This is a genomic window from Streptomyces sp. NPDC055025 (genome assembly GCF_053608565.1).
On the sequence record NZ_JBSGVS010000110.1, the window covers coordinates 1 to 16,903 of the forward strand.

Here is a 16,903-nt window from a genome sequence, read left to right on the forward strand (position 1 = left end):
GGCGGGGGCCTGCGACCGGGGCCGCTCGGGGGATGGCGGGGGTGCTCGGTCTGCTGCCGATGCTCAGTCCACCGATGCCGCCGGCGCGTACCGCAGCCGGGCGACGAGGGAGGCCGTGGAGTCATCGAGTGCGGCCGCGTCGAGGGCTTCGGCCAGGACCTTGCGCAGTGTCCGCTGCCCGGTCTTGGCGAGCAGTCTGCCCGCCTCCGTGACCTGCACGTCCACACCTCTCCTGTCGTCGACGGCGCTGCGGCGCACCACCCAGTCCGCCTCCTCCAGCCGGGCGACCATCCGGCTGACGGACGGCTGGTTGGTCCCCAGGGCTTTGACGATGTCGGAAATCCGGAGAGTGCCGTCCCGCTGCTCCGACAGGGAGAGCAGGAGGAGCAGTTCGCCCATGGTGGCCCCGTGACTGCGGTTCAACCGCCTGCCGACCGTCGAGTTGACCTGCTCCGTCAAGCGCGAGAGCTGCCGCCAGAGGGCAATCTCGTCCCGTTCACTTGCCGGTCCCCAAGTCTCCATTGACGTGGCCCTTCGCTGAGTCCTACGAGCTTTGCGTGTGCCCAACCGTCCCCGCAGCCCAGCGTAACTCCTTGCGGCGGTTGACCATACCCTCTTGTTCGGCCATGATTTGCATGCAATCGCATACATCTTAGCGATCGGCTCCCCTAGGAAAGGCTTGGATCGCCATGCCACTGCCCCTATTGGCCTTGATGCTCGGGGTCTTCTGTGTGGGCACCGCCGAGGTCGTCATCGCCGGGATCCTGCCCGAGATGTCGGCCGATCTGGGCGTGTCCATACCTACAGTCGGCCTCCTGGTCACCGGCTACGCGCTGGGCGTGACCATCGGTGGCCCGGTCATCACCATGCTGACCGTGAAGCGGTCCCGAAAGGCCCTGCTGCTCGGCCTGATGGGCATCTTCATCGTAGGAAACGTGGTCGCGGCGCTGGCCCCCAACTACGCGACGCTGATGGGGGCACGTGTCTTCACCTCGTTCAGCCATGGCACCTTCGCCGCCGTGGCGTGGCACGTGGCCGCTCTCATGTCCCCGCCGGACAAACAGGCGACCGCCATGGCCAAGATCGCGCTGGGCTTCAACTTCGCCAATGTGCTCGGCTCCCCCATCGGGACTTTCATCGGCCAGCAGTTGGGCTGGCGGGCCACCTTTGTCTTCATCACCGCTTTCGCCGTGCTGTGCACGCTTCTCGTCTACAAGTTCGTGCCGAGGAACCTGTCCACCGGGAGCGAGACGGCGGTGGAGGATGCCTCGCTGCGCGAACAGCTGAAGGTGTTCCGCAACGGCAGTCTCCAACTCTCCATGCTCATCACGGTGCTTGCCCAGGGGGCGGTCTTCACCACGTCGACGTATCTGGCGCCCCTGCTGCGCGATGTGGGTCACTTCGCGGCCCCCATGGTGGGCGTTCTGCTGATCGTCTTCGGAATCGGATCGGTGCTGGGCAACATCCTGGGCGGCCGGGCCGCGGACGCCAACGTCATGCGCGGAGTCCTGCGCGCCCAGGCGGCGCTGCTCGTCGCACTCCTGCTGTTCTGGGTCGCCAGCCCCCATCAGCTTCCCGCGGTCATCGCGCTCTTCTTGTTCGGTGCTGCCGGTTTCTCCATCATTCCGGCGCTCCAGGCGCGGATTCTCTCCGTGGCCTCCGCGGCGCCGGCCCTCGCGCTCTCGGCCAATGTGTCGGCCTTCAACCTGGGGAACGGGCTCGGGGCATGGCTCGGTGGCACGACCATCGACCTGGACTTCGGCGTCCGGTCCGTCACCTTGACCGCGGCCCTCGCCACCTCCCTCGCCCTGATCCTCTCGTTGGTGATGTGGGCCCGTGGGCGTCGCGTGTCCGCGGAACCCGCGGCGCTCGACACGGGCGCCGCCGACACCGTGCTTCCCCAGAAGACGCAATAACGCGACCCGTGTCCGAGCCGGCCGGGCCGGCGGCTGCCCGCCCATGACCGCGCCCGGCCGGTCGGCGGGCCGGGCGGTTCACGTATCCGGACGGCTCGGCCCACTTCACGGGGCCGGGCCTCCTCGGTTGAGTGGGGAGGTGTGAGCGGGGCGGTGTGATCCGGGTGAGCGTCCGGATAGCCGAGAAGCATGTGCCGTGCGCTGCCGGACGGGTCGTGCGGGGCTGTTCCGTCCGGAGCCGGCCGCACTCGACAACCAAAAATAAGTAACGCTATGTTATGCGTGTTGCACTCCGAGGCGCCAAGACGAAGTACTCCCGAACCGACGAGGGGTAACCGCCTTGCCTCCGCTTCACTTCGCGTGGAGGCATGCCTTCCATCCGGCACTCCTGAACCGCTTACGGGTTCCGTTGCCCTTCGGTATCCGCCATGCCTGAAATGTCGATGTATGGATCGTTCGGCGTGGGAGCGTGGCGTCCTGTTGTGCGGCACTCCGTGTCACATCCGGAACACCGAGCAATCATTGGGGACTTCTTATGCGCAACCCGCAGCGAACAGTGCGATCCGGGAGGTCTGTCACCTCACCGTCGGCCGTGTCGCCTGTCCCGAGGAACGCCGGTGTCCTGTGCGAGCTGTCCGGGGCGCTCTTCGCCCATCTGCCCCGCAGCGACCAACGGCTCAGGGGGGACCAGTATCTGCGCGGACTGGTCGCGGCGGAGGGCCGCAAGTCGGTCCGGAACATAGCGTCTCATATCGGTGGCCCCGAACTGGCCCAGAGTCTCCACCACTTCATCGCCTCGTCCACATGGGACTGGGAACCGCTCAGCACGGCCCTTCGGCACTATGCCGACAACGAGTTACGGTTCGCCGCCTGGGTGGTGGGATCGGTGCCGGTCCCCAAGGGGAGGACGCAGCGGCCCCACCGGGCCGGTCCTGACGACACGTCCGGCCCGCAGGCGTCCAGAGGGCAGCGGGCCATCGGGGTGTGGGGGGTCGCGAAGGACGCCACGGTGCCCGTGAAGTGGAACCTGTTGCGTGACGGCGAACAGATCGCGGAATGCGTCGCGGCGGCGACTCTGGGAGTCGACCAGCATCCGCTCGGGCCCCGTCCGGTCGTCCTGAACATCCCGGGGGCCGATCTGCGCCCGGTTTTCGACCGGTACATGGGGGCGGGCGCGCCCCTGCTCGCCGCCGTACCGGCCCATCTGCCCCTGGACCAGGGGCCGGGGCATGCGCGTCGTTTGCTTCCCGCCGCCCGGCTGCTTCGCCAGAACGGCATGCTGCGGCGTCCCGTGGAGTGGACGGACCCGGCGACGGGTGTCGTACGTACCAGCCTGGTCGCCGGCGTACGGGTGGAATGGGGCGGCCGGCCGCTGCTGCTGCTCGGGCAGTGGGACTCCGGAGAGGGGCAGGCGGTGCACTGCTGGCTCACGAACCTGACGGCGACTCCCCTGGGGGTTCTGCTGCGCCTCGCCAAATTCCCGGAGCGCGTCGAACGGGATTTCGCGAGCTCCGCGTCACATGTGGGGACCTTCGACTACGAGGGGCGGGGCTCCGACGGCTGGCACCGGCACATGACCTTGGCGGCGGCCGCGCATGTCGCCCAGGTGATAGCCGCCGCCAGGGCCCGTGTTCGCCCGTGGAGCCAGTGCATGGCCTCGATGGAGCGTATGGACTACTCATTACAAACGGGACGAGTCGGGCGCGGGGTTGGTTAAACATCCTCCTTTCGATCCGTGTCACCTCTCCGAGAGGATCTGACACATGCCGCCTGGGCGAATCGCCCGATCCGCCCCTAGGGGACCATCATCGAGGCATGCGAATTCTGGTTGCTGGCGGCAGCATCAGTGGTCTGGCCACAGCGGTTGCTCTGGGAAGGCGAGGCCATCACGTTGTTGTGCTGGAGCAGCGACCGGTCTTCACCGAAGGCGGGCTGGGAGTCCGGCTGGTGCCCCGCACCTTCCAGTTGCTGGACCAGCTGGGAGTCGGGGACGCCGTACGGGAACGGTCGCTGATGATCGACGATTTCCACGTCATGGACGGCTCGACCGGGGAACTGGTCACCTCGGTGGCACTGCCCGGGTGCCGCCGGCGGTCGTGCCCGGCCCACGCGACGGCCCACCGGCTGGATGTGTACGAACCGCTGCTCGAAGCCTGCTGGGATGTGGGTTCTGTTCAACTGTGCACCGACAGCCGCGCGGTCGGCTACACCCAGCACGGTGAGTCGGTGACGGTCGCGCTCGCCGACGGACGCACCGTCACGGGGGATGCTCTGATCCTCGCGGACGGCGCCCGCTCCATCGCCCCCAAGGATTCGGAGTGGGCCGGTGATGTCCCGGAAGGGGAAGTGGCGGTCTATCGCACCGTCGTTCCGATGGAATCGGCGGCCGGCGCACGGCAGGAGGCCGCGGCTACGTCCTGGGTGGGGAGCGGCTGGCATGTGTCGCACTACCCCTTGCCCGACTACGGGTATCTGAGTATTTCCGCCACACGGCACTGCCACACCGGTGCCCGCCTCTTCGGTGCGCGACTGGATCTGGAACAGGTGCTGGCGGCCTTTCCGGAGATCGGATACGCGGCGCGAAACGTGCTGACGATGGGGGAGTACTGGCGGGCGTGGACGGTCCGCCGGCGGGAGAAGACGTCGACCTGGGCATCGGGCAGGATCGCCCTGGTCGCTGACACCGCGCATCCGGCCCGTCTGCTTGAGGCGTCGGGTGTGCACCACGCGTTGGAGGACGCCGTCGCACTGGGGGAGTCGGATACGCCGGGCGCCGGGGTGAGAAGGTGGCTCGCCGACTACCACGCCCAGCGCAGTGAGCAGGTGCGTCAGGTCCACGCGGAAGTCCGATCCGGGCACCGGCACTGCGACGAGGCCGACGACCGGACCCTCGCCCCTCACTTCTCTTCACCGGACACGGCCCCGAATTGCCCGAAGCCGCTTCTGACCTCGGGGCTGCGATCGTGAGTCGACCGGTCCCGGGCCGGGCGTGTCCGACGTCCCGCCCGGCCCGTGACACCCGGCCCGCACACGCGGCCCCGCACTCGCGGTCATGCCGGGCGCGGTGATCGGCGATCAGGGTCAGCACGGCCGGATGACGAACGGCCGCACGGGGTACGGTCTCAGTCGCGCGAGACCCGCCAGGAGGACTCGACCACGCGGTCGCCCGGGTTCCACACGGCCGTCGTACGGCGGTTGTCGGTGACGAACATGGTGGCGTAGAGCCAGCCCTCGTAGTACGTGTTGTTGAGTCCGATGTCGTCGCCGTCGGCGAGGACTCCGCTGCCGCCGCGCTTGATGTCCTTCTCCACGCTCAGCCCTTCCCGGATGACGAAGTCGTTGTCCGAGAGCACGTCGACCGAGCTGTTGACGGAGATCTTCTCGCCGTACGGGCCGCGTAGCTCCCGGATCCGGACGTATTTGTCGTCGCTGACGGCGGTGACATAGCCGTTGGCGGTGAGATCGCCGTTGATGGTCAGATCGCCGTTGGCGGTGAGATCGCTGTTGGCGGTGAGGTGTCCGCTCACGTCGAGCCTGCCCCGGGCCGTGGTGTCGCCGTCGACGCTCAGATCGCCGAGGGCGCTCAGCGTTTCCTCCACGTAGAGGCGGGAGCGCGCGGTGACATCCCCGTCGACGCTGACATCGCCGCCGGCGGAGATGCGCCCGCTCACGTCGAGCCCCGAACGGGCCGTGATGTCGTCCCGGACGGTCAGTCCCTCCAGGGTCGGGTCAGTGATGGTGAGGGTGAGGGTGGCGTACTGGTAGATCGGCTCAAAGCCGCCCCCCTCGGTCTCCGGGGACATGGACGCGACCAGCGTGAAGGTGGTGTCCATGGTGATGACGCCGTAGCCGATGGAGCAGTAGGTCTCGGGCCCTTCCTGGACGAGATCTCCGTCGCCGTCGTACAGCCGGAAGTACGTACCGTTGCTCTCCCAGGTGAGGTGGACGGAACTGCCGCTGCTGAATTTCGTTCGCGGGACGGTGGCCTCGGCCTCACCGCGCGCCAGGAAGCTGTGCAGGTAGAACACGGGCTCGGTGACGGTCAGGGTCAGCACGCGCGACTTCTTCGTGTAGCTGTCACGGTCGGGCGTGGTGCCGGAGTGCTCCTGGATGTAATAGGCGAGCGGGCCGGCGGAGGCGCTGAGCGGGCCGCTGAGGCCGAAGTCCAGGGTGTCGCCGATCAGGTCGTACTCCTCGTCGGCGGAGCGGAAGGTGGCGCGGTAGAACTGGCCGCTCTGGGCCAGGCCCAGCTCCTCACCGGTCACCTGGACGAGGGACGCGACGGTCCACCGGCCGCTGCTCGTCGAGAAGTTCGGCTGCTCGGTGAAGTACGCGCCCCCGCCGTGGTCGTCGGCCGGGACGGCTATCTGGATCCGGTCGCAGTAGACGTCCTGCTGGTCGTCGCTGACGGCGAGGTTGATACGGCCCTGGGTGGGGGTTCCCGGGCTGCTCGCCTGGAGCGGTGCCGGGCTGGTGGAGGTGCGGTAGCCGAGCAGGAGGTTGGGCTGGTCGGACATGACGGGGCCTCCAGATACGTAACGGGACCGGGAAAGGTCGGGCTGCTGCTAGCTGGTTCCAGCTGCTGTTACTGCTGCTCCTGCTCCTGCTCCTGCTCGGGTTCGGTGAGGAAGCGGAGCAGACCGTCTTCGAGCAGGTGGGGGCCGCCCTCGAACTGGGCGTTCGGCAGTGGCTGGGCCAGTTCGTACGGTGTCCACGGGCCCGGCGCCGGACCGGGACGCAGCCAGGACCAGCTGCCGTGCTTGCTGCCCGGCAGGGGGAAGGTGACGGCGCGGTCGTGTTCGCCGGTGAGGACGGGGCCGAAGCGGAAGAGGGCCTCGAGATGGCCGAGCGGTTCGTCGATGTGCCGCGAGGGGACGGTGACGGTGGCGGTGGGGGTGATCCCGCAGATCGCGTGGACGGCCGCGCGCGGGTCGAGGAGCAGGAGCAGCCGGGTGGGGGCGGGGTCGCCGAAGGTCAGACGGAGGTAGTTGGTGTCCTGCGGGGGGTTCTCGGCGCCGGGCGGGCCGATCCGGGTGATGTGGTCCTGCTCTCCGTCGGGAGCGGTGACGCTGTCGAAGCGTTTGTAGTCGTAACCCCCGTCGGGGGAGGCGCGGTAGAAGCCGATGAGGCCGTCGTCGCGGGCGGGCTGGTCGCCGAGACGGACGGCGAACTCATGGGCGGTGAAGGCGGGCGGTGGCGGGTCGAGGGTGGCCGCCCAGCCGGTGTCGCGGATGGGCGGTCCGTCGAGAGTCAGCCGCAGTCGCGCGTGCACCAGGGCCAGGGGCCGCCCGATGAGGACGGACAGGTTCTGGTCGGCGCGCCGGCCGAGGGGGTCGGTGGTCCACAGGGTGGAGTCGATGACATCGAGGAAGGCGGTGAGGTTGGCTTCGGTGGCGAGTGCGCGGGAGCGGAGGAGGCCGGCGACCGCCGGGGCGAGGGCTTCGACCTGGGCGAGGGTGGTGACCGTGCCGTCGGGCGGGGGCTCCCACTGGCCGGTGCGCAGGCCGTCGGGGCCGGTGAGCAGCCGGTAGGTGCCGAGGAGCCGGCCTGTCGGGTCGTACAGCAGCAGACTGTGGTCGAGGTGGTTGGGCAGGAGCCAGCCGGCGACGGGACTGGGGTCGGCGGCCGTGTCCACGACACGGGTGCCGGTGGGGCCGTCGAGGAGTTCGAAGTCGAGCCGGGCGGGCTGGAGGGGGCGCGGCGGCAGCTGGGCGACGGCCGCGACGGTGGGGACCAGCGAGGTCTCGGTGGTGAGGGCGTCGTCGATCGTGAGCGGGAAGCCGCGGTAGTCGTGCAGGCCGCCGTACTGGAGGTCGGGGCTGACGACGTCGAGGACGCGGCCGAACTTGTCGTAGAGGAAGAGCTCTTCGACGTAGATCTGTCCCTGCCGGGTCTCGTGGAACGCGGCGCTGTCGCCTCCGGGGAGGTAGGGGACGCTGGTGACCCGGCCACGGTAGCGGGCAGGCAGGCCGTCCTCGGTCTCGGCGTCGGGGTAGCCGGCGAGGCCGGCGATGTCCGGGGAGCCGGTGTCGTGGGCGGTGGGGCGGCGGAAGGCGCGCGTGTCGCGGGCGGCGAGGCGGTCGTTGAATCCGGTCAGCTCCTGGGCGAGGAAGCCCCAGTCGCCGATCGCCGACAGCCAGGAGTCGAGCTGTGCGCGCTGGTCGGTGGAGCCGTGGTGGGAGACGAACTCCTTCAGCCGGGCGGCGAACAGGGAGCGGGGGTGCGGGCCGAGGGCGGAGATGCCCTTGACGGTGACCGGCTCCGATTCGATCGCCGCGTCCGGTGTGCAGCGGTAGTCGGTGCCGTCGAAGGCCCAGCAGCGCCGGTCGCCGACGGTGTGGGGGATATGGCGGTAGGCGGTCTTCCACTCCATGAACAGCGGTTCCCAGGGCTGCGCCCAGGGGTCCAGGCCCAGCGCGGGCAGGGTGCCGGTGTAGTCGGCGGGGCGGTGAGCCGCGAGGGCGGCGGTGACCTCGTCCGCCGTCAGACCGGTGGACCCGGCCAGCGCGGGGGCGTTGCCCGGGTCCAGCAGGAAGTACTCCGTGAGCAGCCCGGGAATCTCGGGCGGAAGCGCGCCGAGGCCCGGGAGGGCGGGCATCGGGCCCTGCCCCGGTGCCGCGGTGACGGCTCTTCCCCGGATCGTGACGGCGCTGACCAGCGGGGAGGCGTCGTCGGTGAGCGGCCGTACGGGCACGGCCTCGTCGGGGACGGTGGCATCGGCCGGGGGACGGATCCCGGACAGGCTCACCACGGGGTTGCCGCTGTGCCAGTACGAGGGCCTGGGCACGGCCTTGAGCGTGGCGCCCTCGGCCAGCCCCTTGGCCTGGGCGAAGGAGTGGATCCCGGCGAGGAGCGCGTCATGGGCGTTGGCGTGGGGACCGGACCGGTCCGGCTGGGGCACCTCGGCCGCCTGGGCGCGGGCCTGGGCGGTCTTCACCCGCACCGTGTGCGCGAGGGACCCCTCCCGGGTCGGGTCCAGTTCCGCCCGCATCAGCTCCTGGTCCGGCGCGTCGCCGGGAGGCGGGAACAGTACGTCGGCGAGGCCGTTCTTCAGCCACAGGGCGTTCAGCCGCCACTGGAGCGCGTGCACCTCGGCGAGCTGCTCGTCCAGCAGGCGCTGGTCCTCGTTGAGGGTGGCCAGCCAGTCCGGCGGGGTGAAGGGCTCCGGTGCCGTTCCCCCGGCCGCCGCGTCGGCGGGCGGCGGGGCCACGGTCCAGCGGTATCCCCCCGACGAGGCACCGAACGAGGCACTGTGGACACCGCGGCGTACCCGCTCGTCGCCGCCCTTCTCGTCGGCGACGGACAGCAGGTTGTGCAGGAACGCGCGGAGCAGCTGCATGTCCGCGGCGGCGGGCCGGGCGCCGGCGGCGTGCAGCGCGTGTCCGGCGAGCGCGGTGAAGGCGTCCTCGGTGGTGTTGCCGATGGCGACGTCGAGCGCGCCGTTGTCCTGGATGGTGTGGAGGGGGTCGGGGGCGGGGGCCGTGGTGGCGGCCGGGTTCCAGGAGACGGTCAGGGCAAGGCCCTGGTAGAGGCTGCGGACGGCCGGGGCGACGGAGGGGTCCGGGGCGGGGCCGCCGGTCAGGCGCGGGTCCTGCCAGCCGAGGTGCGTGAGCTGGTCGGCGTAGGAGGTGCCGGGCGGGCGTGAGGCGAGCACATCGGCGTCCGGATCGGAGTACCAGCCGATGACCTGGTAGCCGAGCGTGTCCGCCGAGGTGAGGTCGGAGAGGTCGTCGAGGAAGGAGAAGACGTTGGTGTTGTGCGGGGTGTAGGTGGTGAAGTACGGGTCGCCGGTGTTCATGGCGGTGAGGAACAGCGGGTCCCGCGCGGCCCGTTCCGTCCAGGGCGTCGTGTCGGAGAGCGGGAAGGCGAGCCCGATGTGGACCTGGTGGGCGTCCGATGTCCTCGCGCCGCGGTAGGCGTCGGGGCTCGCCCGCCAGTCGCGGAGGATGTCGGCGGTGACCAGGTAGGGGCTGGAGTGCTCGATGGGATGGCCCGCCTGGCGGGCGTAGGGGGTGTGCGGGCAGTCGCTCTCGATCACCCACGCCTTGGCGCGGCGCGTGGTGGTGCCGCTGAAGCGGGTGACGAGCCACCGGTTGGGCACCAGCGGGTAGCGGACCTCGCCGGTGGCCGGGTCCTCGACGCCGTGGCGCAGCCCTCTGGGCAGCGTCCAGTGCAGGTGCACCCCTGTGTGCGCGAACAGCGGGTCGTTGCTCTGCCGGTCACCCTCGTCCGGTTCGGGGCTCTCGTAGTCGTCCAGGGCCAGGTAGTTCGGGCGCCAGGTACGGAAGCCGTCCTGGCGCAGGAGGGCCGGATTCACCACCAGGGCGTCGAGGGAGACGGGGACCACGAGGGCGGGGCGAGTGCTCATCATCGGCCTCCTTCAGGACCGTTGAAACGGATGGCCTCGGGGACCTTGACCAGCTGCATCGCGAGATCGGCGGGGCCGACCGGGCCGACGGTGGTGCCGTGCGCGGCGTCCAGGGCGGCTGTCAGCGCGGGGATGAGCGAGCCGATGTCCAGGACCCGGACGTGTCCGCCGGCGGAGGGGCGGAGGTGGTCCAGGACGGGGAAGGTGACATCGGGGCCGAGCTGCTCACCGAGCGGCACGTCCCGGCCGGAATCCGGCGACCGCAGCGTGTTCCGCAGCGGGATCAGACCGTCGTCCTCGACACCGAACCGGAAACCCTCCTGGGGTTCCCCCAGTTCGACCGTCGCGGGCACTCCGTCGAACAGGCACAGCAGTACGGTGGGCGAGAGATGGTCCATCCGCAGCACCGGCAGCGGCTCGCCCGCCCGGTCGCGGGCCCGTACGGCGAGGTTCGGCCAGCCGGAGACGAGCGCCGAGCGCAGCAGCAGACCACAGACGGAACCGGGGGCAGGGGTCGGCGTGTCCGGCGCCTCCCCGTCGGGGCCACCGCGCTGGGTATCGCGGTGCCCGGCCGCCTCGGAGGCCGCCGCCGCGCGGACGGCGGCGGCCACGATCTGATCCTGGAGGGTGTCGCGGCTGGACTGCGCGCCGATGCTGAGGGCCCCGCCGACCAGCGCGTCCAGCCAGTTCGGGTCGGCGTGGAAGAAGCGTAGCGACTCCGGCGGCAGCATCCGCTCGTCGGGCACCAGATGGGTGAACGGTACGGGGTGGAGCAGCAGGAGCCGTCCCAGCCAGTTCACGACGGGGGTGAGGTGTTCCTTGAGGCCGTCGTCCTCGTCGAGTGCCCGCGTGACGGCCGCGCGGGCGGCGTCGGACCGCAGGAAGTCGCTCAGTTCCCGGGTCGGGTCGCCCGGCGGGGCCGCGGGCGCCGGCGGCGACCATGTGCCGTCAGGGGTTGTCGGCGGCGCGCCCAGAGTGGTGAGCAGATGGCCGTCGAGGAGCGTGCCGAACGCCGCGCGCGCGGTCAGGGGCCGCTGCCGCCCATCGGGGTCCGGCGGCAGATGGCTGCTGGTGGCCTGGTGGTAGAGCGTGTCGGCGAGGTCGCGGGTGGCGTGTTTGAACGCGATCAGGTGCTGGGCGAACGGGGCGTCGGCGAGGGCGAGCGCCCGGCCGGTCTCGAACGCGCCGGCGAGCGACACGTCGAAGCTGCCCCAGGCGGGGTCGTAGCCGATGAGGGAGTCCGCGGTGGTGGCCGTCGCCACCCGGTCGGTCGCCAGGGGCAGTACGGGCGTGAGCGGCCCGCGGTACCAGCCGTAGGTGGTCTCGCCCGACCGGGTCAGATACGGCAGCGGCACATAGCCGTCGTTGATCCGCCGGGCCACCTGCCGCCGGGCGGCCGGGGTGTCGCCGCTGTCCTGGTACGGGGAGGCGAGCTTCAGCCACATCTCCTCGCGGGTCGCCGGGCGGGAGCCGTCCGGGGTGCGGGTGAGCCCCTCGGCGAGGGCGCGGAAGTGCGCGTTGCCGTCGGGGTAGGCCCAGAACGACCAGCTGCACAGGGACAGCAGCGCGACCGACGTACGGCCCTGGAAGTCCGGATCGTCCACGAGGATCCGCTCGTGGCCCTCCAGGGAGACCAGGTGCACGATGTTCTTGGTGGCGGCGTCGGGGGGTGAGCCGGGCGGGGCGGCGGCCGGGAAGCGGTTGGCGACGACGACGGAGAACAGCCCGTCCTCCTCGATGCCCAGGATGGGCCGGTCCCCGGTGTTGGCGCCCCGGCAGTGGGCCAGGTACCGCATCTCGTCCAGACGGGGCGCCACCTCGGGGAACACCGCCGTGGGGACCTCGATGAAGTCGCACGGATCGTCCTGGCCGATGTCGGCCTCCAGAGGCAGATCGGGTTTGAGCACGGCGGGGTCGGGGGCGAGGAAGTCGCCCACCGTGGTGGAGACCGTGCGGGTCGGGGCGGTCGTGCCCCCGGTGAGCTGGTCGTCGGTGAGGACCAGCAGCGCCAGCCACGGAGTGGTCCGCGACGCCCCGCGCAGCGGGCGCTCCCACGGCAGCAGGGGGTCGCCGAGGACCAGGTGGGGCAGGACCTCGGCGAAGCGGCCGCCGGAGGCCTCCGGGGGCTGTCTGGCGACCACCGCGGTGGTGTCGATGGCCACTTGGGGGGCGCGCACGGTGAACCTCTGGACGGCCCGGAACGGGACACCGACGACCTGCGCGTTCTCGTCCGCACCGGTGCGCAGCGTGTGGGTGGCCTCGATCCGGTAGTCGCCCGCGGGCAGGGCGGGCAGATAGTGGTCGTGCAGTTCGATGTCCCCGAGGGGGATGGTGTCGCGGGCGGGGTGCTGCGGGCTCGGGCTCACGTCCGGCTCCCTGGGTCCTGGGACGGGTTCTGGGCCATGGGCGCCTGGCTGTAGAAGTGGCCGGCCCCCGCTGCCAGGGCGGTCAGGGTGTCGCTCCCGCCGGTGAGCAGCTTGGCGTCGGCCAGGGCCGCGTACACCTGGTCGCGTCCGGTTCTCGCCTCGCCGCGGTCGGCGCGCCCGATGAGGTCCACGCAGGAGCTGTCGGGTACGGAGACGAAGTCGCTGTTGGCGGCGGGGTGCTGGGGCAGAGGCGCCAGGCCGGGCGGGATCTCGTCCGCCTCGTACTCGCTGAGCGGGAAGACCCCGCGCGAGGCGGCCAGCTCGGGCCGGGGCGCCTGGACGTCGTAGCCGACCGGCCGGCCGGGGAGCACATCGGCGCTGGGCGCACCGGGGGTCTGGCTGAACGGGACCGGTGGGGCGCCCCACAGCGACGCGGGAAGGGCGTGGGTGCGGGGGGCCGGTGTCCAGCCGTCCATCGGCGTGAGCGTGTCCTCGTAGTACAGCTTCAGACGGTGCTCACCGACCAGGCCGGTGCGGTTCATGGGCCGGATGTCGACCCCGGGCCCGTCACCGGACTCCGCTGAGGCGAGCGGGGCCTGTCCCACCCGCAGATGGCTGGCCGGCACCGCGGACTGGGTGAAGAAACGCAGGTCACGTGAGCGAGCGAGCCAGACCTTCCCGCTGTTGCCACGATTTCCGGCGGTGTCGTCGATGGTCTTGTCCACGCCGCTGACCGGCGCGATGGTGACGACTTCCGCCGGCTTCGGCAACATGCTGCCGAACTCGTCCCATCCCAGCGACTCGGTGCCGGTTCCGGAGCGTCCGGGGCCGAAGCCGATGGTCTTGGAGAAGCACGCGAAGTGCGCGGTGACCGAGCCGCCGGTCGGCGGCCCCCACAGCTCCAGGGTCGCGCCGACCGACGCGCTGATCGTCTTGTGGATGAACCCGACGTCGATCTGGTAGGAGGCGCCGATACTCACCGAGATGCGCGCGGTGAAGAAGAACGGCCGCCAGGACAGCAGCACATCCGCCTGGGCGGTGAACCACGCCCGGAAGCCGCCCGCGTGGAAGACGATGCTGAGCCTGGCGCCGGCCATCGCGCACGACGGCGTCACCGCGAGGTACGCCTGCGCGGTGATCGACACATTGTCGCTGACCGCCCAGTCGATGCCGAGCCGCGGCACATCGGGGTAGTAGGAGGGGCGTTGGAACGCCGGGTGGTACCCGCCGAGGGTGATCACGAACTGTCCGGCGTTGGGGTTGGACCCGAACCACACCGCGCAGGCGAATCCGCCGGTGAGGTGGCAGGCGGGCGTCAGCACGTACGAGGCCGGGGACAGCTGCGCGGACAGCTCGAAGCTGCCGCGGAGGGGCCGGATGACCGCTTCCAGGCCCAGCTCGGCGTAGACGTAGGTGCGGGTGGCGGACTCGGCAGGCATCGGCAGCTGGAGGGTCGCGATCCCCAGCACGGCCAGCGCCAGCTCCTGGCCGAACTCCGCGGCCAGCAGCACCTTGGCGTTGACCACCTCGGCCACGGTGAACTCCACCCCCAGGGCCAGCCAGTAGGAGCCCTGCCGCGGGGCGATCCACTGCCTCGGCGGGGAACCGGACACGGCCGGCTCACGCCCCTCCAGGACGTCCAGCACGTGGGAGGGCTTCTGCCCGCCGGAGTCGGGCCCCTGCTTGTTCAGGACCAGGAGGGGGAAGCCGGACACCTCTTTGGCGCTCGGCAGCGCCAGCTCCCGGTTGAAGCCGAACCCGGCCATCAGTCCGGTGACCAGGATCGGCGGGGGGCCGCCGATGGGCGCCTCCAGCTGGGCGAAGACGAACAGCGACGGCCCGCCGTCCTTCAGTTGCGCGTAGGAGCCGACGGCCGCCAGCGAGAAGCTCGGCAGGGCGAGCGTCGCCGTGCCGTCGAACTGGAAGGCCACCCCGTCGGCCAGTTGGGAGTCGGGGAGGTGCAGCAGGGCCCCGGAGATCTCCACCGGAGGAGCGACGTAGCCGAGCCCGAGGCCGTCGAGGTGGAAGGCCGGTGCGAACCTGTCCAGTGGTGAGCCGACCGCCAGACCGTCCAACGAGAGGGCCAGCGGCCCCAGTTGGACCCCCGCGTCCAGGGCGAACAGCAGCGCGTTGTGCTGGTACAGCACACCCACCCGGTTGATCTGCACCACACCGAGCTGCTTCTGCACCGTCACCCACACACCGCCGGAGGTGGGCGCGCCGGATGCGCCGGGGGCCGGGGGAGCACCGGGGGCGTCGGGTGCCGCAGGGGTGTCGGGCGCCGCGGGGGCGGTGGGGGCCTGGGGTGCGGCGGGAGCTTGGGGTGCGATGGGCTGTTCGCCGCCTCCCGAGGGGCCCGGGGACCCGGAGGGCAGGCCGAGGGCGACCGGTGTGGTCTCCTGCCCGATCCGCAGCTCGGCCAGGGCGGCCGGCCCCGCCTTCAGCCCGGCCGACGGAAGGGGCACCACCCCGGCCCGCTCCAGCAGCCCGTTGACCGAGGCGGCCGTCGCGGCGTCGAAGAGGCCGGAGGAGTAGAGGACTTGGAGGTTTTCCACGCTCAGCGTGCCCGCCTCCGACAGGAATCCGCCGACGAGCGGAAGCTGCGCGAGATCGATGCCCGCCGAGAGGTCGATACCGACAAGGAACCGCGCCGGGCCGTTCGGGGGCTTGACCCGTACGAACTTGGCGTCCTTCAGCCCGATGCGCAGACTTTCGGGGATGTCCGCCGCCAGATCGGCGGAGAAGTGCGCGACCCAGTCCCGCAGAACGACCTGGGCGCCCTCCTGGGCGCCGCGAAAGGTCGCGGCGAGCATGTCGGTGCCGGACTTCTCCTTGTCGAAGACGACATCGAAGGAGAAGCCGTCGACGGACAGCGTCCCGCCGTACCGCGTCGTGGAGCTGTCGCGGGTCACTGTCAGCCCGAGTGAGGCCGTGACCCCGTCCGCGATGGTGATCTCCCCTCGGCACAGGAAGTCGAAGACCTCGGTGCCTGTGGTGTGGGAGAGCCAGAGGCTGGTGAGTTCCAGCGTCCTGAGCGGCTGTGGCACATCGGGCAGACGCAAGGCGTCGATCACCTCGCCCACGCCGATGGACCCGCCCGCCACGATGCCGCCGCTGAGGGTCCAGCCGCCTGTCGCGCCCCCGAGCTGCGCGGCGGAGACATCGATGCTGATCGACGAACCGATCTCGACGGTGCCCGCGACGTTGGCCACGAACTTCTGGACCTCGTCGTAGTACAGCTCCAGGGACAGGGCCGTGACCGCGAAGGGCCCGATCTCCCAGTCGCCCGTGGCCTTCATCCGGACGATGTACGCCTCCCCGAGGGCGGCGGCGAACGACAGCTCGCTGATGGCCGCTGATCCGGGCACATCACTCACGGGCATGCCGAACGACTCCAGCAGCGACCGGACATCGAGCGGCTTGTGATCGCGCAACGCACCGGTGACGCGCAGATCGGGCAGCCACAGGGCGATGTCCAGCGGGAGCGCCTTGATGTCGAGCGCGGCGACGAGCGCCATGGACGTCACCTCGTAGCCGACCGGTACGGCTCCTTCCTTCCTCACCAGTCGGTAGTCGAATCCGGCGACATCCCGGAGAACGAAATCGAATGCGCGCAGCCCGTTTTGGGCGCTCTGCCACACGGTCGTGTCGGAGAGACGTCCGCCCAGATCCTCCAGCGCGCCAGCGAACGCCCCCGACCGCCGCGGCCGTACGGCGGCGGTCAGCCGTCCGTTCTCGTCCGCGGTCACGGTGGACACGACCTCGACCTCGTCGAACGTGCCGCTGAGCGCCATGGTGACGGAACCTTCCGCCGACACGGTCACCGTCACACCGGTCACCGTGAGCGTCACACGCCCATCGGCGGGCCAGGCGGCAGGCGCACAGGTGAGCGAGAGCGTCAGCTTCGTACGTCCGTCATCGACCTGCGGTTCCCCCGAGCCGGCCGCGCCCTGGCAGATGCCGTTCGTGAATGTGGCCAGTAGGTCCCGCAGTTGCGTGGGAAGCGACTCGTCCGCGGCGCGCAGCGCCGGCGGCTTCCCCAGACTGGATATATGTGTTTTCAGGGCATCGAGATCCACCGAACCCCCTCCATCGGATTGCGACACTAGGGCGTGTTTCGAAAGTAGCGCCGTCCGCCCGGAGGGCCGGGGCCCGCGGCGTCTGGTGCGTGCGATCGCAAGGCGGAGGATCGTGCTCGTACTGGACGTACTTGGACGACTCCGACAACGCGGCGAGCGTGCGTGCCAGGCGTC

The 16,903-nt window shown here is 70.7% G+C and carries 8 protein-coding genes; 3 read left to right on the plus strand and 5 right to left on the minus strand.

The features are described 5' to 3' along the window. Positions 1–63: 63 nt before the first annotated feature. Positions 64–522, minus strand: a complete 459-nt coding sequence (locus tag ACWGDX_RS37755) for a MarR family transcriptional regulator (protein WP_453633131.1) — start codon at positions 520–522, stop codon at positions 64–66. Between the two features lie 167 nt (positions 523–689). On the opposite strand from ACWGDX_RS37755, the gene ACWGDX_RS37760 reads away from it, so the two are divergent. The 3 genes from ACWGDX_RS37760 (at position 690) to ACWGDX_RS37770 (ending at position 4,883) form a co-directional block, all read left to right on the plus strand. After that, positions 690–1,916, plus strand: a complete 1,227-nt coding sequence (locus tag ACWGDX_RS37760) for an MFS transporter (RefSeq protein WP_453633133.1) — start codon at positions 690–692, stop codon at positions 1,914–1,916. A gap of 592 nt (positions 1,917–2,508) precedes the next feature. Continuing rightward, positions 2,509–3,633: an IS701 family transposase gene (locus tag ACWGDX_RS37765; RefSeq protein ID WP_453633135.1), complete on the plus strand. Its 1,125-nt coding sequence runs from the start codon at positions 2,509–2,511 to the stop codon at positions 3,631–3,633. 98 nt (positions 3,634–3,731) lie between these two features. After that, positions 3,732–4,883, plus strand: coding sequence for an FAD-dependent monooxygenase (locus tag ACWGDX_RS37770; protein WP_453633137.1), 1,152 nt, complete (start codon positions 3,732–3,734; stop codon positions 4,881–4,883). A 155-nt stretch (positions 4,884–5,038) separates the two neighbouring features. Here the strand turns inward: ACWGDX_RS37770 and ACWGDX_RS37775 are convergent, their stop codons facing one another. The 4 genes from ACWGDX_RS37775 to ACWGDX_RS37790 all read right to left on the minus strand — a co-directional run bounded on the left by ACWGDX_RS37775 (position 5,039) and on the right by ACWGDX_RS37790 (position 16,729). Then, positions 5,039–6,433, minus strand: a complete 1,395-nt coding sequence (locus ACWGDX_RS37775) for a hypothetical protein (protein ID WP_453633139.1) — start codon at positions 6,431–6,433, stop codon at positions 5,039–5,041. Positions 6,434–6,501: 68 nt separating this feature from the next. Then, on the minus strand, positions 6,502–10,284 hold the full coding sequence (locus ACWGDX_RS37780; protein ID WP_453633141.1) for a hypothetical protein: 3,783 nt from the start codon (positions 10,282–10,284) through the stop codon (positions 6,502–6,504). Further along, positions 10,284–12,650 carry a hypothetical protein gene (locus ACWGDX_RS37785; RefSeq protein ID WP_453633142.1) on the minus strand — a complete coding sequence of 789 codons (2,367 nt, stop codon included), beginning with the start codon at positions 12,648–12,650 and terminating at the stop codon, positions 10,284–10,286. Before ACWGDX_RS37785 ends, ACWGDX_RS37780 begins: the two co-directional genes overlap by 1 nt. Then, positions 12,647–16,729, minus strand: coding sequence for a DUF6603 domain-containing protein (locus tag ACWGDX_RS37790; protein ID WP_453633144.1), 4,083 nt, complete (start codon positions 16,727–16,729; stop codon positions 12,647–12,649). The genes ACWGDX_RS37785 and ACWGDX_RS37790 overlap by 4 nt, the downstream gene beginning before the upstream one ends. Positions 16,730–16,903 lie beyond the last annotated feature (174 nt).